Origin of the sequence: Pedobacter cryoconitis (assembly GCF_014200605.1) — a bacterium.
Lineage (GTDB): Bacteria > Bacteroidota > Bacteroidia > Sphingobacteriales > Sphingobacteriaceae > Pedobacter > Pedobacter cryoconitis_B.
Window position 1 is genome coordinate 164,506 of record NZ_JACHCE010000002.1, and the last position, 23,505, is coordinate 188,010.

22 protein-coding genes are annotated in these 23,505 nt (G+C 38.1%); 13 read left to right on the forward strand and 9 right to left on the reverse strand.

Annotated elements, in window-relative coordinates:
• Window position 1: 1 nt before the first annotated feature.
• Together HDE68_RS06765 and nadB are read right to left on the reverse strand one after the other, a co-directional pair.
• Complete coding sequence (locus HDE68_RS06765; protein ID WP_183880280.1) at window positions 2-511, reverse strand: gamma carbonic anhydrase family protein; 510 nt, start codon at window positions 509-511, stop codon at window positions 2-4.
• A gap of 14 nt (window positions 512-525) precedes the next feature.
• Complete coding sequence (gene nadB / locus HDE68_RS06770; protein ID WP_183880282.1) at window positions 526-2,112, reverse strand: L-aspartate oxidase; 1,587 nt, start codon at window positions 2,110-2,112, stop codon at window positions 526-528.
• A 398-nt stretch (window positions 2,113-2,510) separates the two neighbouring features.
• On the opposite strand from nadB, the gene nadA reads away from it, so the two are divergent.
• Together nadA and thiL are read left to right on the forward strand one after the other, a co-directional pair.
• Window positions 2,511-3,503, forward strand: coding sequence for a quinolinate synthase NadA (gene nadA, locus HDE68_RS06775; RefSeq protein ID WP_183880284.1), 993 nt, complete (start codon window positions 2,511-2,513; stop codon window positions 3,501-3,503).
• Between the two features lie 110 nt (window positions 3,504-3,613).
• Window positions 3,614-4,654 (forward strand): thiamine-phosphate kinase, encoded by a 1,041-nt coding sequence (gene thiL, locus HDE68_RS06780; protein WP_183880286.1) that lies wholly within the window; start codon window positions 3,614-3,616, stop codon window positions 4,652-4,654.
• Here the strand turns inward: thiL and HDE68_RS06785 are convergent.
• Complete coding sequence (locus tag HDE68_RS06785) at window positions 4,649-5,971, reverse strand: DNA recombination protein RmuC (protein WP_183880288.1); 1,323 nt, start codon at window positions 5,969-5,971, stop codon at window positions 4,649-4,651. The two genes, thiL and HDE68_RS06785, sit on opposite strands and share 6 nt — an antisense overlap.
• 316 nt (window positions 5,972-6,287) lie before the next feature.
• On the opposite strand from HDE68_RS06785, the gene HDE68_RS06790 reads away from it, so the two are divergent.
• Window positions 6,288-6,983: a zinc metallopeptidase gene (locus HDE68_RS06790; protein ID WP_183880291.1), complete on the forward strand. Its 696-nt coding sequence runs from the start codon at window positions 6,288-6,290 to the stop codon at window positions 6,981-6,983.
• Here the strand turns inward: HDE68_RS06790 and apaG are convergent.
• The gene (gene apaG, locus HDE68_RS06795) at window positions 6,980-7,366 is read right to left on the reverse strand and encodes a Co2+/Mg2+ efflux protein ApaG (protein ID WP_183880293.1); all 387 of its coding nucleotides are present in this window, start codon (window positions 7,364-7,366) and stop codon (window positions 6,980-6,982) included. The genes HDE68_RS06790 and apaG overlap by 4 nt on opposite strands.
• Window positions 7,367-7,404: 38 nt before the next feature.
• Window positions 7,405-8,412, reverse strand: coding sequence for a tRNA dihydrouridine synthase DusB (gene dusB / locus HDE68_RS06800; RefSeq protein WP_183880295.1), 1,008 nt, complete (start codon window positions 8,410-8,412; stop codon window positions 7,405-7,407).
• 53 nt (window positions 8,413-8,465) lie between these two features.
• Here dusB and HDE68_RS06805 point away from each other — a divergent pair, with 53 nt between their 5' ends.
• From HDE68_RS06805 to HDE68_RS06820, 4 genes are read left to right on the forward strand one after another with little or no spacing between them, the layout of a single operon-like run.
• On the forward strand, window positions 8,466-9,398 hold the full coding sequence (locus HDE68_RS06805) for a CPBP family intramembrane glutamic endopeptidase (protein WP_183880296.1): 933 nt from the start codon (window positions 8,466-8,468) through the stop codon (window positions 9,396-9,398).
• Window positions 9,379-9,588, forward strand: coding sequence for a DUF2007 domain-containing protein (locus tag HDE68_RS06810; RefSeq protein WP_183880299.1), 210 nt, complete (start codon window positions 9,379-9,381; stop codon window positions 9,586-9,588). The genes HDE68_RS06805 and HDE68_RS06810 overlap by 20 nt, the downstream gene beginning before the upstream one ends.
• Entirely contained in the window at window positions 9,585-10,394 is an 810-nt protein-coding gene (locus tag HDE68_RS06815; protein WP_183880301.1) for a phosphatidate cytidylyltransferase, read from the forward strand. The genes HDE68_RS06810 and HDE68_RS06815 overlap by 4 nt, the downstream gene beginning before the upstream one ends.
• Before the next feature lie 6 nt (window positions 10,395-10,400).
• Window positions 10,401-11,042 carry a hypothetical protein gene (locus HDE68_RS06820; protein WP_183880303.1) on the forward strand — a complete coding sequence of 214 codons (642 nt, stop codon included), beginning with the start codon at window positions 10,401-10,403 and terminating at the stop codon, window positions 11,040-11,042.
• Window positions 11,043-11,062: 20 nt separating this feature from the next.
• On the opposite strand, the gene HDE68_RS06825 is transcribed toward HDE68_RS06820, so the two are convergent.
• A complete protein-coding gene (locus tag HDE68_RS06825; protein WP_183880305.1) occupies window positions 11,063-11,275 on the reverse strand; it encodes a DUF3820 family protein in 213 nt (70 codons plus the stop codon).
• Between the two features lie 11 nt (window positions 11,276-11,286).
• The gene (mfd, locus tag HDE68_RS06830; RefSeq protein ID WP_183880307.1) at window positions 11,287-14,628 is read right to left on the reverse strand and encodes a transcription-repair coupling factor; all 3,342 of its coding nucleotides are present in this window, start codon (window positions 14,626-14,628) and stop codon (window positions 11,287-11,289) included.
• A 51-nt stretch (window positions 14,629-14,679) separates the two neighbouring features.
• Here mfd and HDE68_RS06835 point away from each other — a divergent pair, with 51 nt between their 5' ends.
• The 3 genes from HDE68_RS06835 to HDE68_RS06845 are packed head-to-tail and all read left to right on the forward strand — an operon-like array spanning window position 14,680 to window position 16,528.
• Window positions 14,680-15,009: a DUF2752 domain-containing protein gene (locus tag HDE68_RS06835; protein ID WP_260171668.1), complete on the forward strand. Its 330-nt coding sequence runs from the start codon at window positions 14,680-14,682 to the stop codon at window positions 15,007-15,009.
• Window positions 15,010-15,026: 17 nt separating this feature from the next.
• A complete protein-coding gene (locus HDE68_RS06840; RefSeq protein ID WP_183880309.1) occupies window positions 15,027-15,389 on the forward strand; it encodes a TM2 domain-containing protein in 363 nt (120 codons plus the stop codon).
• A 41-nt stretch (window positions 15,390-15,430) separates the two neighbouring features.
• A complete protein-coding gene (locus HDE68_RS06845) occupies window positions 15,431-16,528 on the forward strand; it encodes a Nif3-like dinuclear metal center hexameric protein (RefSeq protein WP_183880311.1) in 1,098 nt (365 codons plus the stop codon).
• Window positions 16,529-16,599: 71 nt separating this feature from the next.
• Here the strand turns inward: HDE68_RS06845 and HDE68_RS06850 are convergent, their stop codons facing one another.
• Window positions 16,600-18,237 carry a beta-N-acetylhexosaminidase gene (locus HDE68_RS06850; RefSeq protein WP_183880312.1) on the reverse strand — a complete coding sequence of 546 codons (1,638 nt, stop codon included), beginning with the start codon at window positions 18,235-18,237 and terminating at the stop codon, window positions 16,600-16,602.
• Between the two features lie 59 nt (window positions 18,238-18,296).
• A complete protein-coding gene (locus HDE68_RS06855; RefSeq protein ID WP_183880314.1) occupies window positions 18,297-20,732 on the reverse strand; it encodes a phosphocholine-specific phospholipase C in 2,436 nt (811 codons plus the stop codon).
• A 139-nt stretch (window positions 20,733-20,871) separates the two neighbouring features.
• Between HDE68_RS06855 and HDE68_RS06860 the strand changes: the two genes are divergently transcribed.
• The 3 genes from HDE68_RS06860 (at window position 20,872) to HDE68_RS06870 (ending at window position 23,363) form a co-directional block, all read left to right on the forward strand.
• Window positions 20,872-21,426, forward strand: a complete 555-nt coding sequence (locus HDE68_RS06860) for an RNA polymerase sigma-70 factor (RefSeq protein ID WP_183880316.1) — start codon at window positions 20,872-20,874, stop codon at window positions 21,424-21,426.
• A gap of 74 nt (window positions 21,427-21,500) precedes the next feature.
• On the forward strand, window positions 21,501-22,154 hold the full coding sequence (locus tag HDE68_RS06865) for a hypothetical protein (RefSeq protein WP_183880318.1): 654 nt from the start codon (window positions 21,501-21,503) through the stop codon (window positions 22,152-22,154).
• Window positions 22,155-22,163: 9 nt separating this feature from the next.
• Entirely contained in the window at window positions 22,164-23,363 is a 1,200-nt protein-coding gene (locus tag HDE68_RS06870; protein WP_183880320.1) for a hypothetical protein, read from the forward strand.
• Window positions 23,364-23,505: the final 142 nt, after the last annotated feature.

The window sequence follows — 23,505 nt, forward strand, 5'->3', positions numbered from 1 at the left end:
GTTATCTGAACCAGTCAGCATACATAATATAATTGTCTGGTAGTTTATTTAATAAAGCCCGTTGCTCTTCAGTAACGGGCTTTATTTTTTTTGCAGGAGTACCAGCATACAAAAATCCGCTTTCGCAAATCGTATGCTCCAGAACTACAGATCCGGCACCAATAATACAATAGGATTCTACCACTGCATTGTCCATGATTATAGCGCCCATACCAACTAAAACATGGTCTTTGAGGATACAGCCATGCACGATCGCATTATGTCCCACAGAGACCCTGTTACCTATCGTTGTTGCAGCTTTAAGATAAGTTGCATGGATCACAGCTCCATCCTGAATATTACTGTCATTTCCAATAGTAATGGTATTTACATCACCTCTGATCACAGCATTAAACCATACAGAACAATTTGTTCCCAGGGTCACATCCCCTACTATAGTTGCATTCGGCGCAATAAAACAATTATCGCCCCATTTGGGATTTTTATCTAAAACCGGTAAAATAAAGGGCATATTATATATTAGGATTAAAAAATAGTATCAGTTAATTGTTCCGAATGCCCGGGATAATCTGTTGTATAATGCAGACCTCTGCTTTCTTTTCGGGCCATAGCAGATTTAATTACTGTAAAAGCAACCTGTATAACATTTCTAAGTTCACATAATTTGACAGATACCTTATTGGCTTTGTAAAATTCTTCTGTCTCTTCGTGAAGTAGAAACAATCTTCTCATTGCTCTTTCCAATCTGAAATCAGAACGTACAATTCCGACATAATCACTCATTAATTTTTGAGTTTCACGCAGGTTGTGCGTAACCAGAATATCTTCGTCAGATTGAACGACCCCATGATCATTCCATTCCGGAATATGATCAGGAATAAAACTTTCTTTAAATTTTTCAATTGCATCCAGATAAATACGGTGCGCAAAAACCGGAGCTTCCAGTAAAGAATTTGAAGCAAGTCTATTCGCTCCATGCAAACCTGTAGAAGAACACTCTCCGCAAGCATATAAATTCTGAATAGAAGACCTTCCGAATTCGTCTACCAAAATTCCACCACACATATAATGTGCAGCCGGAGTAACCGGAATTAAATCTTTAGTCATATCTATACCTATAGATAAACACTTCGCATAGATATTTGGAAAGTGTGTCAAAATGTCAGCTTTTGAACGATGCCTGATATCCAGATAAACGAAATCTTCGCCCGATTTCTTCATCTCAGAATCAATTGCCCTGGCTACAATATCACGTGGGGCAAGAGACCCTCTTTCGTCATATTCATACATAAATTCATCACCATTTTTTCGCTTCAGAACACCTCCAAAGCCTCTCACAGCCTCCGAAATTAAGAAGGATGGATACTCTCCAGGGTTATATAAAGCAGTTGGATGGAACTGAATGAACTCCATATTCCTCAATTTTCCCTTTGCACGGTAAACCATCGCCATCCCATCACCAGTTGCAATCACTGGATTTGTAGTGCTGGAATACACATGACCAGCACCTCCGGAAGCCAGCACAGTTACCTTTGCTAGTATCTTTTCCACATCGTTAAGCTCTGTGTTAAAGGCATATACACCAAAACAGTTAATAACTTTAGTACTCTTGTCAACAAACTCTCCGAGGTGATGTTGGGTAATTAACTCCAAACAGAAGTAATGTGTTAATATCTCTATGTTCGGATTTTCATGAATTTGTTTCAATAAAACACTCTCAATTTCATATCCCGTAACGTCTTTATAGTGTAAAACACGGTGCTCAGAATGCCCCCCTTCTTTCGCAAGATCATAGACCCCTGCGGGGTCCTTGTCAAAATTAATCCCGTAATCTATGATCTCCTGTATGCGCTGAGGCCCTTCTTTCACCACGATTTCCACAATTGCCGGATCACAAAGTCCATCGCCCGCAATTAAAGTATCATGAATATGTTTTTCAAAAGAATCATCTTTATCAACAACTACGGCTACACCACCCTGGGCATATTTTGTATTCGATTCATCTTCGTTTGATTTTGTAATTATCAAAACTTTACCATGCTTAGCGGCCTTTAAAGCGAAGCTCAAGCCCGCAATCCCCGATCCTATAACTAAAAAGTCTGTATTCTTCATTGAATTGTTGTAATTCCATCGTGTTGTTAACAACGTTGGAAATATGTTGATTACTTGTCTAAATAAATAGAGTAACTATTTAAGAATGTTTAAAGCTAAGGTAAAATGAGAATTAGACACAATATTTTAAGTTATTTTTCAGCAACTTTGCATGAGTTATTAACTTTTTACTACCAGATAACTAATAAACATCTGAGTATGGATAAGTTTTTAATCCAAAAAATATCTAATTGTAAATCAGCGGATATTTTCTAAAAAAAAGTGATTTATTTGTGGATAAGTATAGAACAAGTTATAAAAACGAATAAATATCCCGGAGTTACAAACATTACTAACACACTAATAAACAATAGAAATCTATTTATATTAAATAATTATTAATTATTGAAACGTTGAAAATGGATACCTTAGAAGAATTGAACAGAAGAGGATTTGTAGAAGAAAGTATCGACCCAACACTTGATCTTTTTGCGGAAATTGAAAAGTTAAAAAAAGAGAAAAATGCAATAATTCTCGCGCATTACTATCAAGAGCCTGATATTCAGGATGTTGCGGACTATATTGGGGATAGTTTAGGGCTTTCCCAGGAAGCAGCCAGAACAGAGGCGGATGTGATTGTATTTGCAGGAGTGCATTTTATGGCAGAAACAGCCAAAATTCTCTCTCCGGAAAAAAAGGTTTTATTACCAGATTTGAAGGCAGGGTGCTCATTAGCTGATAGTTGTCCACCACATTTGTTTAAAAAATTTAAAGAGAAATACCCGGATCATCTGGTTATTACTTACGTAAATTGTACAGCAGAGCTTAAAGCAATGAGTGACATTGTTTGTACTTCAACAAATGCGGTTCAAATTGTAGAAAGTCTGCCAAAAGAGCAGAAGATTATTTTTGGTCCGGATAAAAACCTGGGTGCATGGGTAGCTAAAAAAACCGGTAGAGATCTGGTTTTATGGAATGGGGCGTGTATGGTACACGAAATATTTTCAAGAGAGAAAATAACCAGGCTAAAAGAGCGCCATCCGAACGCAAAATTTATTGCGCATCCGGAATGTGAAGAAGCAGTATTACAGATGGCTGATTATATCGGATCTACTACAGGTTTGTTAAATTATTCTATCAAAAGTGATGCAAAAGAGTTTATTGTAGCTACAGAAAGCGGTATAATTCACCAGATGGAAAAGGCTAATCCAACAAAAACTTTTATTCCGGCGCCGCCGAATAATAATTGTGCCTGTAATGATTGTCCTTACATGAAGAGAAATACTTTAGAAAAATTGTATTTGTGTTTGAAAAATGGATCTCCTGAAGTGACTGTACCTGAGCATATTATAACAGAAGCAAGAAAACCAATTGAAAGAATGCTGGAAATATCAGCAAGTCTTGGATTATAGGGAAATAGCTGTATTTCAGAGTTCCTAACATCTGTTAATAAGTTCAAAAACTTAAAAACAGAGACAAAAACCGAACAGAAATTTCGGTGGTTATTATTTATAAAAAAAATATGTTTGAAAATAAAGAACGTACAGAATTAGGTGAATTAGGTGAATTTGGCTTAATTGAACACCTGACAAATAATTTCAAAATAAGACACGAGAGTAGTGTTAAAGGGATTGGAGATGATGCTGCGGTATTACATTCTGGTGATAAAGAAATGTTAATTTCTACAGATTTACTACTGGAAGGAATTCATTTTGACCTGGCTTATGTACCTTTAATGCACCTGGGTTATAAAGCTGTCCAGGTTAATCTGAGCGATATTTACGCAATGAATGGAGTTGCTGCTCAAATTACGGTTTCTATCGGGGTTTCGAGTAAATTTCCTCTGGAAGCTGTAGAAGAAATTTATAAAGGGATAGAGCTGGCCTGTAATAAATTCAATATCGATTTGATTGGTGGTGATACTTCTTCGAGTAAACAGGGGTTAGTACTCAGTGTAACCAGTATTGGCTATGCTGCAAAAGAAGATATCTGTTACAGAAACGGAGCTAATGACGGAGATTTAATCTGTGTTTCAGGTGATTTGGGAGGTGCTTATGTTGGTCTTCAGATTTTAGAAAGAGAAAAACAAATTTTCCTGGAAAATCCTAATATTCAGCCTGATCTGGAAGGAAAAGATTATATTATTGAAAGACAGTTAAAACCTGAAGGAAGAAGGGATATTGTTGATTTGCTTGCGCAGATGAAGATTGTTCCGACTGCAATGATTGATATCTCTGATGGTTTAGCTTCTGATATTATGCATATCTGCAAGCAATCTGAAAAGGGATGTACACTGTATGAAGATAAGTTTCCAATTGATCCGATGACTTATGAAACTGCAAGGGAACTTGGGCTTGATCCAACTGTTTGCGCGTTAAATGGCGGAGAAGATTATGAATTGTTATTTACCATTAAACAGGAAGATTATACAAAATTAAAACATGATGTGGATATCACTGTGATCGGGCATATCACGGATAAACCATCAGGTTGCAAAATGATCTCTAAATCGAATGTGGTTCATGAGCTTAAAGCTCAGGGATGGAACGCATTTAAATTATAAGATTTCGTCGTCTATTAAAGCTGGGTCTAAAAATTTACGATCAATCTGTTTCGTTGTTTTTGCACCCAGTTTTTTTATTTTGTCTGCGGTAACAGCCAGGTTTCCAGTTCCGGAAGATAGCTTTCCAAGCGCTTTATCATAAGCGTCCTGGCTTTGACGGATGTTTCGTCCAATACTTTCCATATCAGTCACAAAACCTACAAATTTATCGTACATACTACCACTTAAACGGGCTATTTCCAATACATTTCTGTTTTGTCTTTCTTGTTTCCAGATGCTGGAAATGGTTCGCAGGGTGGCCAGTAATGTGGAAGGGCTTACGATGACTACTTTTCTTTCCCATGCATAATTAAAAAGTTCCGCATCTTTTTGAACAGCAATTCCGAAAGAAGATTCTATAGGAATGAAAAGTAATACAAAATCAGGTGAGTTAATTTGATAAAGGGCCTGGTAATTCTTTCCTGATAAATCCTGAATATGATTTTTTAAAGAAAGCAGATGCTGTTTAACGAATATTTCTCTTTCTTCTTCTGTTTCGGCAGTAACGTATTTTTCATAGGCTATCAGTGATACTTTAGAATCGACTACGATGTGTTTATCGTCCGGCAGATCGATAATTACATCTGGTTGGACCCTGTTGCCTGTCGAAGTACTGAAACTCGATTGTATGCGATATTCCTGGTCTTTAACCAGCCCTGAGCGTTCCAGTACACGCTCTAAAATAACCTCGCCCCAATTCCCCTGTTTTTTATTATCCCCTTTCAGTGCTTTGGTCAGATTGTTTGCATCTTCCTGTATTTGTCTGCTCTGATCCATGAGCTGTGAAATGACGCCTTTGAGTATATTCCGCTCGTCTGACTCTGCTTTGTATACACGGTCGACCTTTTCTTCAAATGCTTTTATATTTTCCTTTAGAGGGCTTAAAATGAGATCCATGTTAGCCTTGTTATTTGCAGTAAATTTTGATGTTTTTTCTTCCAGAATCTTATTGGCTATATGTTCAAATTCCATTTTGAATTTTTGCTGCAATTCTGCAATATATTTTTCCTGCTCTGATTGTTTGTCTAACTGGGCTTTAAGCATTTCTTCTGCTTTGACTGCACGACTTCTTTCGTCCATAAAACCAGTACGTAAATCAATGATTTCGTCTTCCAGATTTTGTTTTTCCTGTTTGTAATAGGATAAAATCTTTTCATGTTCAGCTTCTTTGAGACTTAAAAGATCAGTTTGGTTGCTGGCTGCGGCTGGTTTTTTTAAGAGTATAAAAAAAAGGGCAATCAGGACAACAACAAGCAATATTATAATCAGGATATTCATTTGCTAATATTTTTATCAAAAATCTATATTATAAACCATTTTAACAAGTATTTTAGTATTATTCAGTTTAATAACTTCATAATTTATGAAGTTTTTAGAAGACATAATTGTTTTTGTAAAAAATAAATTGATTATTTTTTGAGCTAAATGTGATAATTAATTTACTTATTGATAATAAATTAATTATTATGACTGTGTTTTAATTAAAAAAGCATGTTTAAATTTATAATAGAGATTTAATTGAAGAATAGTCCGGATTGAAGAATTATAGGAACAATTTTTGATTTAACAATTGTGTAAAATGAGAAATTAAGAGATGGGAACCTATTTATTTTTTATAATTCCGATGCTGATTCTGAGCATGTTCGTACAATGGAAGTTCAGAAATAAATTTTCCAGATACGCTGAAATGCAGTTGAATTCGGGATTTTCAGGACATGAAGTTGCCGAAAAAATGCTGCATGATAATGGTATATACGATGTGAGGGTAATGAACGCAGACGGTCAATTAACAGATCATTATAATCCAGCCGATAAAACGGTTAATCTAAGCACGGATGTTTATTATGGCAGAAGTGTTGCCGCAGCAGCTGTCGCCGCACATGAGTGCGGGCATGCGGTGCAGCATGCTAAATCTTATCACTGGCTGCAATTCAGAACGAATATGGTCCCTGTAGTCAGTATATCGTCTAATCTTTTACAATGGGTGCTGATTATAGGTATTCTGCTGATTGGTTTTACAGGAAACCCTTTTGTATTGGGGATTGGTGTTGCAGGACTTTTATTAATAACTATTTTTAGTTTTATCACGCTCCCTGTTGAATTGGATGCCAGTAAAAGGGCTTTAATATGGCTTAAAAACAATCAGGTTGTGATGCACAGCAAAGAAGAGAATGCTCAGGCTAAGGATGCTTTATGGTGGGCAGCAATGACCTATGTAGTAGCTGCCCTTGGTGCATTGGCTAATTTGTTATATTATGCATCCATGTTATTCGGAAGAAACAAAAACTAATTTAAACGGTAAGGTACAATCAGTTGAAATTCAGGGATATCTACTGTAAAATCGCTGTCGTCAACTATACGGTGCATCAGGTAATTTCCTGACATTGATCCCATATCTGTAGTCAGGTTACAACCAGAAACATAAGAATAACTTTCCCCTGGTTCTATAACAGGCTGGATACCTACAACTCCTTCTCCTTCTACTTCACGTTGTGTGCCATTGGAATCAAAGATGAACCATTGACGACGCATTAATTGTATAGCGTAATCTGACAGATTTTCTACAGAAATCTGGTATGCAAACATAAAATGTTCTTTTTCAGGATTAGAATATTCTTCCTGATACACCGTATCTACCGAAATCTTAACGCCTTGTGTAATCGCTGTGACCATTATAATCTAAATTCTAATTATGTAGTGGTTTTCAAAAATCAAGCCATTTCTCCTTCCAGGAGCATGTGATGATATTTATCTGCCACTTCGTCTAAAATAGCATGAATTATTTCAATATTATCTTCTTTTACCAATAACATTCTATAATTCTTGAAATCAGGTAATCCTTTGAAATAATTTGCATAATGACGTCTCATCTCAAATATACCCACTTTTGGACCTTTCCAGGCAATGGATTTGTCTAAATGTACCCTGCAAACAGCAACTCTTTCAGCAACTGTAGGCCCGGCAAGTTTTTCCCCGGTTTTAAAGAAATGGGCAATTTCTCTGAAAATCCATGGGTAACCAATAGCAGCTCTGCCGATCATAATTCCATCAACTTCAAATTCTCTGCGCCAGTCTAATGCTTTTTGCGGACTGTCTACATCTCCATTACCAAAAACAGGTATCTTGATCCTTGGATTTCTTTTAATATCCCGGATCATCCGCCAGTCGGCTTCTCCTTTATACATTTGTGATCTTGTCCTGCCGTGAATGGTCAGTGCCTGAATACCTATATCCTGTAACCTTTCAGCAACTTCGTCCACGTTTTTAGTATTGTCATCCCAGCCTAAGCGGGTTTTAACAGTAACGGGTAAATGAGTTGCTTTTACAACTGCTTCAGTCATTTTGACCATTTTATCTATATCCTGCAAGAGGGCAGAACCAGCACCTTTACAAGCTACCTGTTTAACAGGGCAGCCATAATTGATATCAATCAGGTCTGGTTTGGCAAGTGTAGCAATTTCTGTAGCTTCGTGCATGGTAGAAATTTCACTTCCAAAAATCTGTATACCAATTGGTCTTTCATATTCGAAAATGTCCAGTTTCTGCCTGCTTTTTGCCGCATCACGTATCAGTCCTTCGGAAGAAATGAACTCTGTGTACATCATATCCACTCCACTTTGTTTACATACAAAACGAAAAGGCGGATCGCTTACATCTTCCATTGGTGCAAGCAATAAAGGGAACTCTCCCAAGTCAATATTTCCTATCTTTACAGACATTTTTCTATCTTCAATCCAAAATTAAAAGACAAAGGTACAAACTATTCCCAATAATGAATTCCATTTACAACGAGGCAGAAGAAAAGGATGCTTATATACAGCTACTTATGATTCTCTGTTATACTATACTAGGTTTAGTTATTGGCTCTGTTCTGAGTATAGGTGCGATTGTGGGCGTTTATGGAACAGATGGTCTTGGAAATGCTGCTGTTTTGAGCAGTGGTGACCCGGTTTCTGCGGCTGTACTTAAAATTTCGCAAGTACTTACAACGGGCTGTATGTTCATTTTACCGCCTTTAATGCTTGCCTGGACAGAAAAAATTAAAATTGGTAATTTTTATGGCTTTATTAAACCAAAAGCTTCACTTCTTTTGCTGGTCTTTCTGATTATGGTCTGTTCGATGCCTTTAATGGAATCGATTGGTTTGGCGAATCAGAAAATGACACTGCCTGAGTTTTTAAAACCAGTAGAAAACTGGATGCGAAATAAAGAGGATGAAGCCATGAAAATGACAATTTTATTATTAAAAACCAGGAATGGTTTTGATTTTTTCATCAATATTCTGGTTATTGCATTGCTGCCGGCGATTGGAGAAGAACTCATGTTCAGAGGCGGGGTACAAAGATCTTTTACCAGGATGTTTAAGAATCCGCATGTTGCGATCTGGATTTCTGCATTTATTTTCAGTGCTATACACCTCCAGTTTTTTGGTTTTTTTCCAAGACTCTTTTTAGGTGCGGCATTTGGTTATATTTATCTGTGGACAGGAAGTTTATGGTATGCCATGCTGGCCCATTTTATGAACAATGCTTATGCGGTTAGTGTAGCCTGGTATTTGCAAAAACATAATATTCCATTAGCCGAAGCAGATAATTCTTCAAATTTTCCATGGTATGGATATGTTATTAGTTTAATTTTGAGCATCTTTTTATTTAAGTATTTAAAAAACAAAACCACGGCGAACCATGGAGAACAATTGGGTTAAGGTTTATACCACAGAAAATCCTGTTACAGCAGAGATTATTAAACAGGGATTAATTGAAAATGATATTGCAGCGGTAATTATGAATAAAAAAGATTCGTCTTACCAGACTTTCGGTATCATTGAAGTATTAGTCAATCAAAAAGATTTCGACGCTGCGGATGCTTATATAAAATCTACAGAAACGGAATGAAAACCAGAGCAATAACAGCATTCTTTTTTACAATTGTAATGTTAGGTTCTATCTTTCTCGGAGCTTATACTTTTACTTTTTTTTACCTGCTTTTAAGTGTTTTTTCACTGGCAGAATTTTATAAACTTATTCAGACCTCAGGGATCAGGCCTCATCGTAATATTGGTTTGGTTGTGAGTGCAATGATATTTTTAATGACAGCAGGCTATCATATGTATCAATTTGAAACTAAATATTTACTGTTACTCATTCCAATGGTATCAGCAGTATTTCTGGGTGAATTATACAAGAAAGACAAGATTCCTTTTGGTAATATTGCCTATACTTTTGTTGGTTTTGTCTATGTAACTGTTCCTTTCTGTTTTTTCTATTCTTTAGCTTTTATACAAGACTGGACTACGCATAATTATCATTTACCCCTGGCTTTTTTGTTGTTGCTGTGGGGCAGTGATACCGGCGCTTATCTGTTTGGCAGAAAACTGGGGAGTCATAAATTATTTGAACGTCATTCCCCTAAAAAAACATGGGAAGGGTTCTTTGGGGGAATGTTTACCAGTCTTTTGGTTTCATTTATCATCTCTTTGTTTTTCAAAGAAATATCTATGCTGGTCTGGGCTGGTATGGCAGTTTTAATTGTGAGTTTCGGAACATTGGGTGATTTGGTAGAATCTATGCTGAAAAGAAGTCTGGACGCGAAAGATTCCGGCACACTTTTACCAGGCCATGGTGGTTTGCTTGACAGATTTGATGGCTTATTAATAGCTGCCCCAGTTGTTTTTGCTTATTTATACCTGGTTTTAAACTAATATCTGATGAATAAATCAGTTTATTTTATTTTACTGTTTGTAGCATTTTTTGTTTCCTGCAGCCCGGACTCCGGATCGGGCAAAAATAGTGCTGATTCTGCTATGGATCAGACACAGCGGGATCAGCATGATGATGCGGGTAAAAAGAAATTAATCATTGCTGAGCTAAAACAAATGCAGCAGGCATTTGCCGATAAAGATGTCAGCAGGATTGAGAAATATTTCAGTTTTCCACTTGCAGATACCACCTTATCCCTGTATGAAATTAATGAGGATTTTGATCTGGCAAGAAAAGCTAATGATGGTCATATCAGCAAAGAACTCTTTGTCAAAAACTTTAATGACATCTATGATTATTTTCAGATGGGTGGTTTCAGCGATTTGTTTAAAGCTGTTGATCTGTCTGAATTAAAAGGCAAACAGGAACTTGCAAGTGAACATCATATAAAGGATGAAGGCTGCTATACTTTTTACCGGATCAGTATTGAAGGAGATACTGTAAACTTACAATACGGTACAAATTCAGATCAGACTTATAGAGAAGCACATCCTGATGAGGAGGAAGTTTGCGGAGAGTCTGCATTCAACTGGGTGTTCAGGCTGGAAGGTAATAAACTGCGTTTTGTCAGAGAAATGACTGCCGGATAGCATCCTGACAGTCATTCCGTTTATCTTGTTTTCAGTGGTTTTAACAAATATTCCAGGCCATTTAACCTGATTTCGTACATCGTACCGATCAGTTCCCCCAGTTTGCCGGGAGGAAGGCCCTGGTTATTAAACCAGATCAGGTATGATTCTGGCAGATCACAGATCTTTTTGTCTTTGTATTTACCAAAAGGCATTTTAAAGGTAACCAGGTCGTTTAATAATTGCGGATTCATGTGGTTTTGATTTATTGTGGAACCATTTCCAGCATCTGAATTGCTTCATCCACGGTTTTCAGGTCTTCAAAAGCGATACGTAAAGTGTTTTTTACTTCTTTCAGGTTACACATCCGGGGATGCTGCTGGGCGAAGTTTAATATTTTATGAAACATTGGGGAATCAAAGAAATTGGATTGTTTATCGGCAATAAAATAACCTCTTAATACGCCCTTTTTAAAGCTTAATTTTTCAAATCCAAGCTTTTTAGCCGCCCATTGTAACCTCAATACATTTAACATCGTCTTTACAGGCTTCGGGACAGTACCAAAGCGGTCTTTTAAAGACGTTTCAAACGTGGTTAGCTGTAATTCGTCATCCAGCTTAGAAAGTTCGGTATAGAGGTTGTAACGCTCTGTAATATTCGTTACATAATCATCTGGTATATATAATTCCAGATCGGTATCTATTTGTGTAAAGGTAACAAAAGGACGTTCTTTATCATCCTTGAACAATTCTTTGAATTCATCAGATTTTAATTCCTGTATCGCCTCGTCCAGTATTTTATGATACATTTCAAAACCTATTTCAGCAATAAACCCGCTTTGTTCAGCACCTAAAAGGTTTCCACTACCGCGTATATCTAAATCGCGCATGGCTATGTTAAAGCCGCTGCCCAGATCAGAAAACTCTTCAATGGCACTCAGACGTTTTCTTGCTTCGGAGGTCAGTGTGGATAATGGCGGGCTCAACAGATAACAGAAGGCTTTTTTGTTAGATCTTCCTACACGTCCGCGCATTTGGTGCAAATCACTCAGACCAAACATATGTGCATGGTTAATGATGATTGTATTGGCATTAGGAATATCCAGGCCGGCTTCGATAATCGTGGTTGCTACTAAAACATCTTTTTCTCCATTGATAAAATCAAGCATGACATCTTCCAGTGCATCACCGTCTAATTGTCCGTGTGCAATACCAATACGTGCTTTTGGAACCAGTGTTTGTATCAGTCCGCCGAGCTGCGGCAAATCATTTACCCTGTTATGGATAAAGAATACCTGTCCGCCACGATCCAGTTCAAATTGTACGGCTTCCTGTATCAATTTATCATTAAATACATGAAGTTCTGTATTTACAGATTGCCTGTTTGGCGGTGGGGTGCTCATAATGGATAAATCCCTTGCGCCCATCAGTGAAAAATGAAGTGTTCTTGGTATCGGGGTTGCAGTAAGCGTAAGAGTGTCTACATTGACTCTGAGTGCTCTGAGTTTTTCTTTAGCGGAAACACCGAATTTCTGTTCTTCATCGATAATCATAATACCGAGAGATTTAAACTTCACGTCTTTACTTAACAGACGGTGGGTCCCGATAATGATATCAACTTTACCTTCTTCTACTTTAGCCAGGGTTTCCTTGATCTGTTTATTCGTTTTAAAACGATTGATATAATCTACTTTGCAGGGAAAATCTTTTAGCCTTCCTGAAAATGTTTTGAAATGCTGCAGGGCAAGAATAGTTGTAGGGACTAATACCGCAGCCTGTTTTCCGTTTGCTACGGCTTTAAATGCAGCTCTGATAGCTATTTCTGTTTTTCCGAAACCTACATCACCACAAACTAGCCTGTCCATTGGATGCGGGGCTTCCATATCTTTTTTAACATCATTGGTAGCTTTCATCTGATCTGGGGTGTCTTCATAAATAAATGAAGCTTCCAGTTCAGTTTCCAGATAACCATCAGGATCGAAAGCAGTTCCTACCTGCGATTTTCTCAGGGCATAGAGCTTGATCAGGTCCCGGGCGATGTCTTTAACTTTTTTTTTTGTGGTCTTTTTGAGTTTATCCCAGGCTTCTGTACCCAGTTTATTCATTTTTGGCGGTGTACCGTCTTTTCCACTGTATTTTGCGATACGGTTCAGCGAGTTGATATTGACATATAACAGGTCATTATCAGCATAAACCAACCGGATCATTTCTTGCGTTTTGCCGTTTACTTCTACTTTTTCCAGACCTGCATATTTTCCAATTCCGTGATCGATATGGGTAACGAAATCTCCTGGTTTCAGATCTCTCAGGTCTTTCATGGTTATCGCCTGACTGCGCTGATAACCGCGTTTGAGTTTGTATTTATAAAACCTGTCAAAGATCTGGTGATCGGTATAAAAAGCAATGGATTGCTGCGGATCAATAAATCCTTCTCTTAACTGAATATTGACAGGGACGAATTTCGCTGTTTTATCAATATCATCCAGTATCGCATACAAACGCTCAGTTTGTTTAGGAGAAGAGCTGGAGATAAAGTTGTGAATGCCGTTTTTCTCGTTTTCTTTCAGATTGTGGATCAGCAGATTGAAATCTTTGTTGAAAGAAGGCTGTGGTTTGGTGTCAAACAGAAATACATGGTCTGTTTTATAGAAAAATTGCTTTCCAAATTCTATCAGAGAGAAATCATGGAGAATATCGCCGATCATTCTTTCGTCTGAGAAAGCAAACTTAGGATCTATCCAGTCCAGGTTTTCCTGTTTTTCTTTTGCAGGAAGTGCTTTCCATAATTCTACTGCTTTTTTATAGCCTGTTTTGATGATATCGAGGGTGAACTCTACGTCTTTAAACCAGAGCTGAGTATCATTTTCGATGTAATCGAGTAGATTTATATTACTTTCTGTAAGGTATTTGGACTGTACGTTAGGGATAATAGTAAAGGTCTTCACGTCCTCGACAGAAAGCTGGCTTTCAATTTCGAATGTTCTGATGCTCTCTACTTCATCGCCAAAAAACTCAATTCTGTAAGGTAAATCATGGGAGAAAGAGAATATATCTACAATCCCACCGCGAATAGAGAACTGACCTGGTTCATAAACAAATTCTGTCCGGTTAAAATCATAATCAACCAGGAATTCATTAATGAAGTCTATGCATAATTTTACGCCCAGACTAATCTCAAGTGTGTTTTTCTCCAGAATATCTCTGTTGATTACCTTTTCGGCCAGTGCTTCAGGATAGGTAACTACTATTTTTCCAAAAGAGGAATTATGGTTTAGTTCATTGAGTACTTCTGCTCTTGCAAGCACATTGGCGGTATCTACCTGGGTAAAGTCAAAGGCTTTACGGAAAGATGAAGGGAAAAGTAATACTTCTTTTTCAATTATACTTTCCAGATCGGCCATAAAATAAGCGGCCTCTTCTCTGTCCGGAAGGATAAATAATTGTGGTTTATGCAACAGGAAATAGGTAGTTACTGCAATTACGGCATCAGCAGAGCCAACTAAACCTTTTAATTGAAGTTTATTACCTTTACCCGAGTTGAGGGTCTTTGCAAGCGCTTCGATGCGCTCATCAGTTTTATATCTATTGATCAGGTCACGGATGTTCACTTCACAAAGATAATATTTATGATTTGCTAATATGTAACAATGCAGCCATTTATGACTCTAAAATTCAAAAGTGTGATGCTTAGCCGGTTAGGCCGTATACCATGGGAGCTGATTTTCTGGGTTATGGGTTTATTCCTGCTGGCCATAGCTGAACCACAGGGACATGGCCAGGTGCAGCATTTTACTTTTTGCCCTCTGGCAAACCTTGGTCTGGACTGGTGCCCGGGCTGCGGATTGGGAAGAGCTGTTACGCAGCTGTTTCATGGTCATCTGAAAGAGAGCTTTCATCAGCACTGGCTTGGTTTGCCTGCGGTAGTGATTATAGGACTGAGAATAATAAAACTTGGTCAAGATGAGTGGAAAAAGAATAGAATAAATTAAATATAAGGAGAAAGATTATGTACAACTCACCATTTATGATGCTTCCGGGCATCACGCCTCAAGAGTTTTCTTACTTGCAGTCTATGACAGCGGGTTTTAATGAGCAGCAATTGAATGGGTTTCTAATGATTTATAATAGTAAAAGAAGAAACCCTGATGATATGGTACTGTATTGTGTGCTGGGATTTTTTGTACCTGGATTATCCAGGTTTTTAGTGAACCAGATCGGGATGGGAATCCTTTATTTTTTCACTTATGGGTTATGTATGATTGGTACAATTATAGACCTGGTGAATTATAAAAACCTTGCTTTTGAATACAATCAGAAAGTAGCTTTTGAGAGTCTGCAAATGGCAAAAATGGGAGCAATATCTCAATAAAATTCTAAAGGGCTCTAAACCTTATTGTATCTTTACGCATTATGAGATTAGCTGTAATTACGAAACATCTGGAGGCTTATGCACCATTGAACTATCAGGAAGACTATGATAATTCTGGTTTGCTGACGGGTGATATAAATCAGGAAATTACTGGAGCTTTAGTCGCTCTTGATTGTACTGAAGATGTTGTTGATGAGGCGATTGCGAATAACTGTAATTTGATCATTACGCATCACCCTATTGTTTTTAAGGGATTGAAAAAGTTTACGGGAAAGAATTATGTAGAACGTGTTATTGTTAAAGCAATTCAGAATAATATCGCTTTGTATGCGATCCATACCAATCTTGACAGTGTGCATAATGGTGTAAATGGAGTAATTTGCAGACGTTTGGGTTTAAAACAAGCGAAGATCCTTGCGCCAAAAGATGGTGTTCTGAAAAAACTGGTTACTTTTTGCCCTACAGCACAGGTGGGCAGATTAAGAGAAGCTCTTTTTGCTGCTGGTGCAGGTAATATTGCCAATTATAGTGAGTGCAGTTTTAATGCAGAGGGGGTGGGTACGTTTAAAGCTTCGGCTGGTACACAACCTTTTGTTGGACAGCATGGGATACAACATCAGGAACCGGAAACGAGGATTGAAACGGTATTTTTAATTCAGGATGAAAGAAAAGTATTGCTTGCTTTGTTAGAAAATCATCCCTATGAAGAGGTGGCCTATGATATTTATCCGCTTGAAAATAAGTTAAATACTGTGGGGGCTGGTATGGTTGGCTGGCTGGAAGAGGAGATGGATACGGCAGACTTTTTGAGATTTGTAAAATCAAGAATGAATGTTACCCTGATCAGGCATACTAAAGATACTGGAAGGAAAATTAAAAAAGTAGCGGTTTGCGGCGGTTCAGGTAGTTTTCTGCTGGGTAATGCAATTGCAGCTGGCGCGGATGCTTTTATTACAGCAGATTTTAAGTATCATGAGTTTTTTGATGCGGACGGAAAACTGATTATCGCTGATATCGGGCATTTTGAGAGTGAACAGTTCACTTCGAACTTACTGGCGGATATTCTGGAGCAGAAATTTCCTGAAATGAGGGTCCGTTTAACGGAAGTGAACACGAATCCTATAAATTATTTTTATTAATACTTATTGCCCTCAGACGGGCTAACTATATTTTAATTGAAAAGGGGGCAATTATACATTGCCCCCTTTTTTTATTTTTTGGTTTCTTCGGTCTGCGCATCGTAGTCAGCGATTGCTACCTCAACTCCTTCTGTTTTCCAATGGGCTTCAATCAACTTCATGGTATTCTTGAAATAGGTATAGTCTTTACGGGATAAATCAGTCCATCCTACTTCTGCATAAGCTGCCAGACGTGGATATATTTTACGCTGCATATCTGCTACTTCAGGAATAAATTCACTCCACATCTGACAACCCAGGCCTAATACATGTTTATCATATTTAGGATCAAGTCCTTCTGGTATAGGATTAAAATCGTATGCTTTTCTGATCGGTATTTCTTTATAATCGTAATCCAGATAAGTGTAAATATGATAAGAATTAACCAGGTCATATCCTTTTGAGGCTGCACTGGTGATCATATCTGTGGTGCCTCTCCAAAAATGAACTATAGTTCCCTGATCCAGCTTTTCTTTAACGATCGTCTCTTTTTCATCTGTAAATTCATGTACTTTACCACCCATAATTTCATTCCATCCCATCATACGGCGGCCTTTTGAGGCAATGAATTTAGAAATCTTATTGGTAAACCAGATTTGTACATCCGCAGGTGATTTTAAGTTTTCTCTGACCATTAAAGCCTGTATCTGAGGAGAACTTTTCCACTGGTCATATAAAACCTCGTCTCCGCCAATATGAATTACTTTTGAAGGGAATAAAGCCATAACTTCAGTCAGGACATCTTCTAAGAAAGTATAGACTTTAGGATCTGCCACGTTGTAGGTGTCTTTGAACTTTCCAAAAGTCACCGGAACTTCTACTTTTTCTCCTGTAGTACCTAACCAGGGGTAAGCTGCAATTGCCGCGGTGGCATGACCCGGCATTTCGATTTCAGGTACAACGGTAATATGTCTTTCGGCCGCATAACGCACCACTTCTTTGATTTGTTCTTGTGTATAGAAGCCTTCATGTGGTTTCCCGGAGCGTTTATCGCTTCTCCAGGCTAATTGTGAATCTTTACGTTTAGAGCCGATTCTGGTTAGTTCAGGATATTTTTTGATCTCTATCCTCCATCCCTGATCGTCTGTTAAATGCCAGTGAAATACATTCATTTTCAGCATAGCCATATCGTCCAGGAGTTGTTTTACTACTTTTTCTCCTTTGAAATGACGGCCTTCATCAAGCATCATGGCCCGCCAGCTAAAACGTGGTTTATCTTTAATGGTTACAAAGGGAACTGTCGCCAGCCGGCCTTTCTTCTCTACACTGATTAATTGAATCAATGTTTGAATACCATAAAACAAACCTGCTTTATCGGTTGCAGCTATTTTTATTCCTTTCGCATTGACAACCAGTTCGTAGCCTTCTTTGCCAAAATCGGTTGATTTACTTTCATCCAGTTGCAGCAGAATATTGTTTTGACTGGCTTTTGGTGTAATGGTTACAGGAATATTCAACCCTGTGGAAACAGAGAGCTTGTCTTTTAAATAAAGGGCTTCTGTGGGTAAACCACGAACAATAATTTTTGTTGCTGCACTAAGTTTCAGGTTTCCTTTTGCAGTTTCCAGGGTTAAAGGGCGCGGAGAAATAAGAGGCTCTGTTTGTGCAGAGACTTTTTGGTTACTCACCAGTAAGCAGAGTACTGCAAACGGGACTAAAAGCTTTTTCATAATGGTTTTGGTTAAGTTGGGGAATTCTTAATATATTAATTTTTAATGAAATAGCTTATTTATAGGTTTGCCATCAATGGGTCCGTAAAACTTTCTCTGGAATGTTCTACATGGCCGGCAAAAGTTTGGCTAAACGCAGAATTACCCTGTACTTTAATGGTAAAATCATACCAGGAATGACTGTTTTTAAGATCAATGGGCACAAGTTTTTCGGTTTCTTTTGCACCAATTAAGATATCAGTTATTTGGGTATGGTAAGCATTATCTGTCAGTGTTAATTGAAGAGGGATGCCTTTTTTAAGACGTTTAATTTGTAGCAGTACATTGCCGTTTAATTTATCAATTTTCCCTTTTTCATTTTGATAAAGCAGGGAGATCATAATTTCCGGGTCATTAGCATTGCCTGTAAAATGTCTGAAAAAGCCATTTACACTGTATACTTTCAAATCGTAATGCTGGTTCTCAAAAGTATCTAAAGGCCAGGTATAATTGAGTGTATCTCCCGCAGCTGCTGTAAATGACCAGTTTTTAGCTTTGGCGTAGATATTAAACCCTGCTCCGCTTGCCTGTTTGCCAAAATATTTATTACCTGCTGTAAGTGCTATTTGAAATTGATTTTTAGCTGGATTTAATGCGCCCTGTGTATAGATTTCATAAGGAATGGCATTAGCAGGTTTAATTCCTTTTTCCTGCTCAGGAAGATGTGCAGAACCTTTACTTTGTTTAACTACCGCAGCAATTTCATGTGCTGCTAATTTTTTAAAGTTATCAGGAAGTTTGGCGAACTGAGCTTTATGGATTCCTTCTATAAAGGGCTTTCTTTCTATAGTTTCGGGCATTGGTATTTTCTCGCCATTGTAAGGCCTGAAAACAGATGTGAGGTCTCCGCAAAGACTTCTGCGCCACGAAGTAAGGTTTTCTTCGTGTATCTTCTGCCCTGTTTTATGACTTAAAAAGTGTTCGAGAAACTGAATGGATGAGGTATGGTCGAAAACCTGTGAATTCACATAACCTCCCCTTGACCAGGGAGAAACAATAACCATTGGGACTCTAAAGCCTAAACCTACGGGGCTCTCTCTTTTACTCTGGCCTTTTTGTACAAACTCGGCATCTGTATCGAGGCTTTTGGAGACAATACCTGTGGAAGGATCTTTAGGATTTGGCGCTGTAAATGGAGGGACGTGATCAAAATACCCATCATTTTCATCATAGGTAAGAACAAAAATTGTCTTTTTCCAGACCTCTGGGTTTTTTGTTAAAATATCTATGGCTTCTGATAAATACCAGGCGCCATACCATGGGGCGCCTGGATGATCAGAAAAATTGCAGGGGGCAACCAACCAGGAAACGGCTGGTAATTTTCCACTGTCAACATCAGACCGAAACTGATGTAGTACGTCTCCCTTTGGAATTTCTGTAGTCCGTTCTTTCCCCTGATCATTGTAACTGATGGTTTCCAGCTTATGAAAGTCAGGATCGTTTCTGTTTGTTGTAAAGGCTCTTTTATGCAATTCCTGTTGTTCGGGGCTTAAAGATTCAAGCGGATTCTTTTCCAGAAAATCCAAATCTTTCTGATACCGTTCCAATGTTTTCTGAAGTTTAGGATCTGGCTTTTCTTTCAGTTTGGCGGCCAGATCTGCTGTCGCTTTTTTTAGCCATATGATATGTTCAGGATGTCTTTTAACGTGATATTGCTTGAAAAATTCAATTGGATTGTCTGTAAAGTTACCGAGCCAGTCATCCTGTTCTCCTTCAAAACCTACACCTGCACTGAGTTCATTCTGATATATTTTCCAGTCCACGCCATGTGCAGATAACCGCTCTGGAAATGTTCCCCACGAAAGACGTTCTGATCCGTCAATATCTCCATTATCCAGGTGGGCTTTAGCTGTTCCGTTTTGTTCTTCTCTGATTTTCCCTGTCCAGAAGAAGGTACGGTTCGGGCTTGTACCAGTCAGTGAAGAACAGAAACTATGGTCACAAACGGTGAATGCATCGGCCAGCGCATAATAAAAAGGGATATCTTCTCTGTTATAATAACCCATGGTCAGGGGCATATCAGCATAAGCTTTATTACCGGATCTTTTAGCTTCCAGCCAACCGTTGAAGTCTCCATGATTTCGGGCGTCAACCTGATTTTCCCACGAATGTGGTAAGGAATTCATCCAGGTTGCCCGGGTATCTTTAAGGTCTAATCTGAAAGGGGCATAGGTTTCTCCTTTTTTGTTGCTCTGCAACCAGACAGGATAATTATTAGGTAAACGGATAGCTCTGGGATCATTAAATCCGCGGACTCCTTTGAGTGAACCGAAAGCATGATCAAAAGATCTGTTTTCCTGCATCAGGAATACAATATGCTCTGCATCTAAAAATGTGGTTCCTAAATCAGGATCTATGGCCAATGCCCTTTGTATTGATCCTGGTAAAATTGTTGAAAGACTTAAAGCTCCGGTTAATAAGGAAGCTTTCTTTATAAAATCTCTTCTGTTTTCCATGTACTATAAAAATCTAAAAATTATTTTAACTGACAAGCTTATAAGTGATTTAATATTGTTTTAAATCATATCGTTACCCGGACCTCAGTTTTGAATCGTTCTAAATTATCTTACCTTTGGCGATTAAATCGTAAGGATCGTGTCTGAACAGTCTACTGATAAATTAACAAGTCAGCTTAAAATTGATGAAGTATCTTTCTTTCATCTTTATGAACGCTATTGGAAAAAGCTATATCAGCTGGGATATAAATATCTTGGTGATGTTTACCGCGCTGAAGGTGTAGTACAGGAAGTTTTTACCTCTATATGGCAACGCAAAGATACTTTATTGCTGAGTGAAGATACGATTGAAAATTATCTGGTCCGTGCAGTGCGTTTCCGCATCAGCCGTATTTACAGTGATGAAGTCCGTAAAACAAAAAAGATGGATGAATTGCTGCAAAGGCAAACAATTGGGGATAATAACCATACGGAACAGGAAGTTCTTTACCGTTTTTTAAGAGAAGATATTGATAAATTGGTGGATTGTCTGCCTGAACGCTGCAAGGCTGTATATGTGTTAAGCAGGGAAAAGGGATTAAACAATCAGGAAATCGCAGGGAATCTGCTGATCTCTGAAAAAACGGTTGAAAATCAATTGACAAAAGCACTGAAATTTATCCGTAAAGGACTTGAAAAATATCCTTTATCTTAAAAAAAACAGTCTTTATCTGCTCAGGCATAGGGGATAAAGGTGGGTTGTGATAATTATAATCAGCAGGCCAATATATGAATCCGGAATTATTAAAAAAATGTTTATCGGGCAATGCTTCTGCCGAAGAACTGGAAATCTATGAAAAATGGATGGAGGGGGAAGCTGATGATTTTGATGCTGAAGAATTGACTGCCGGGGATATTCCTTCACAAGCTGAAGCCTGGTCTAAGATCAGTGCCCTGAATTTGAAACATGATTATTCACAGCTTTATAAGAACCGGATACTTAAAATGACTGTTGCGGCAAGTTTGGTGGCTATATTTTGCTTTTTCGCTTTTCAGAACAAGGGTAATACTAATCAATTGATGGTTTTCCGTTATGATCATTCTAAACCGGCAATGGAAAGAGAATTTGGCGGTTTGCGGATCAGACTGGGGCATAATGGGATGGTAAAACTGGCGCAGCAGTCAAATGATACGCTTGATCTCAGCTTTTCTGGAAATATGATGTTAAGCAATACTACTTCTGCTGATAAGGAAATCATTGTGTTATCTAAAAATAATGAGGGGCAGGTATTGTCTAAGAAGCTTTTTTTGCGCAAAGGCCGTTCTTATCTCCTTGCACATTATCTTTTTAAAGCAGATGAACTGGTTATGGTCGAAAACCGCAATCTCATGGATATGCCGCCCGTCCTGGCGATCAATATGAAGAGAGATTTTGGCCTCTAAAAGATTTAAATGAACCGATATTTATCTACTGATTTCCGGCTTCTGAATCGTATCAGATTTTTATTTATTTTTCTTCTTTTTGCTTCCTGTGAGGGAAATAAGAAAAAAGAGGATTTTAAATATGGACTGATAGTCTATGATCAGGTGAAAGATGCAAATCGCTTTGTGCCTGTTTATGCTATGGATAAAGGAATAGCTGAATATAAAGGGGTAAATGTGCCGGGTACGACTATCGCAATTTATGATAAATGCTATTTTTTAATGGATGGTTCCGATCATAGCTTCCTTAAATATCGTGCAACGGCTGAGGGGCTGGTACTGGAACAAACTATTGATATGAAAGCGATTCCCTGGGAACCTTATTCAAGTTGGGTGAACCGGATAGATGCACATACTATTTTAATGGGAAGTGTTGTAGAGGAGCAGTTCAGATTTACAGTCATAGATCTGAAAGAGATGAAAATATTAAGGCATGGTTTATTGGCTGTTCCACCAGCACCAAAGGGCGTAAATTATACGGGAATGTCTGCGCAGTTTGTTAAAGACAGGCTTTTTGTGTTTTATACTTTTCAAAAGGGATTGATGAGGGAGCATGTCACCCCACCCGATGATGCTGTGTATACGGCTATATTTAAATACCCTTCACTGGAACTGGAAAAAACTTTTTCTGATCAGCGGACTACCTGGCCGGGAAGTTATAATATCTGGAGTTCAAATTCGCTGGTCTTAAATGATACGGTTTATGTATTGGGACAGCCTGGTGGAAGGACTGGTAACCATCCTACTGCCCCTTCAGCCATTTTAAGGCTGAATAAGGGCGATAAAAGCTTTGATCCGGGCTATATGTTCAAATTGGGGAATCATGGCGGACAAGAAGCATATACGCTTTATAATCTTGGGCATGGACTGGCCATTACAAAAGTCGTGGAGTCTGCAGAGATTATTCAGTTTGATGATTATATGATGAAAAGAATTTCGCATTATGAGTTAGTTGATCTGCGCAGACAGAAAAAAATTAAACTGGTTATGCCCCCGGTTCTTCTTGATTTTCTGATGAATGTAACTGCTGATGAAAATTATGCTTACCTGTCTGTATATCAGGAAAATGATAAAAGTCAAATCTGGATTTACAATCTCCGCTCGGGGATACTTAAGCGTGGTGCAACTGTAAATGGACAAATAATCCGTATAGATAAGCTAGCGGATTAAAATCTTTATCCCATTTTATTTAAAATTATTCTAAATAGCCGTAGGGGTAATACCCGACTTATGATAATAGTATAAGTAGAAGCAGGGAAACCGGCGGTTAATTATGTAGAAAAGAATAAAAAAGAGCCATACAGTTCGTACC

Bases quoted from the DNA above. Each gene is read 5' to 3' on its own strand.
- HDE68_RS06765 (WP_183880280.1), bottom strand. From the start codon at position 511: ATGCCCTTTATTTTACCGGTTTTAGATAAAAATCCCAAATGGGGCGAT.
- nadB (WP_183880282.1), bottom strand. From the start codon at position 2,112: ATGAAGAATACAGACTTTTTAGTTATAGGATCGGGGATTGCGGGCTTG.
- nadA (WP_183880284.1), top strand. From the start codon at position 2,511: ATGGATACCTTAGAAGAATTGAACAGAAGAGGATTTGTAGAAGAAAGT.
- thiL (WP_183880286.1), top strand. From the start codon at position 3,614: ATGTTTGAAAATAAAGAACGTACAGAATTAGGTGAATTAGGTGAATTT.
- HDE68_RS06785 (WP_183880288.1), bottom strand. From the start codon at position 5,971: ATGAATATCCTGATTATAATATTGCTTGTTGTTGTCCTGATTGCCCTT.
- HDE68_RS06790 (WP_183880291.1), top strand. From the start codon at position 6,288: ATGGGAACCTATTTATTTTTTATAATTCCGATGCTGATTCTGAGCATG.
- apaG (WP_183880293.1), bottom strand. From the start codon at position 7,366: ATGGTCACAGCGATTACACAAGGCGTTAAGATTTCGGTAGATACGGTG.
- dusB (WP_183880295.1), bottom strand. From the start codon at position 8,412: ATGTCTGTAAAGATAGGAAATATTGACTTGGGAGAGTTCCCTTTATTG.
- HDE68_RS06805 (WP_183880296.1), top strand. From the start codon at position 8,466: ATGAATTCCATTTACAACGAGGCAGAAGAAAAGGATGCTTATATACAG.
- HDE68_RS06810 (WP_183880299.1), top strand. From the start codon at position 9,379: ATGGAGAACAATTGGGTTAAGGTTTATACCACAGAAAATCCTGTTACA.
- HDE68_RS06815 (WP_183880301.1), top strand. From the start codon at position 9,585: ATGAAAACCAGAGCAATAACAGCATTCTTTTTTACAATTGTAATGTTA.
- HDE68_RS06820 (WP_183880303.1), top strand. From the start codon at position 10,401: ATGAATAAATCAGTTTATTTTATTTTACTGTTTGTAGCATTTTTTGTT.
- HDE68_RS06825 (WP_183880305.1), bottom strand. From the start codon at position 11,275: ATGAATCCGCAATTATTAAACGACCTGGTTACCTTTAAAATGCCTTTT.
- HDE68_RS06835 (WP_260171668.1), top strand. From the start codon at position 14,680: ATGACTCTAAAATTCAAAAGTGTGATGCTTAGCCGGTTAGGCCGTATA.
- HDE68_RS06840 (WP_183880309.1), top strand. From the start codon at position 15,027: ATGTACAACTCACCATTTATGATGCTTCCGGGCATCACGCCTCAAGAG.
- HDE68_RS06845 (WP_183880311.1), top strand. From the start codon at position 15,431: ATGAGATTAGCTGTAATTACGAAACATCTGGAGGCTTATGCACCATTG.
- HDE68_RS06850 (WP_183880312.1), bottom strand. From the start codon at position 18,237: ATGAAAAAGCTTTTAGTCCCGTTTGCAGTACTCTGCTTACTGGTGAGT.
- HDE68_RS06855 (WP_183880314.1), bottom strand. From the start codon at position 20,732: ATGGAAAACAGAAGAGATTTTATAAAGAAAGCTTCCTTATTAACCGGA.
- HDE68_RS06865 (WP_183880318.1), top strand. From the start codon at position 21,501: ATGAATCCGGAATTATTAAAAAAATGTTTATCGGGCAATGCTTCTGCC.
- HDE68_RS06870 (WP_183880320.1), top strand. From the start codon at position 22,164: ATGAACCGATATTTATCTACTGATTTCCGGCTTCTGAATCGTATCAGA.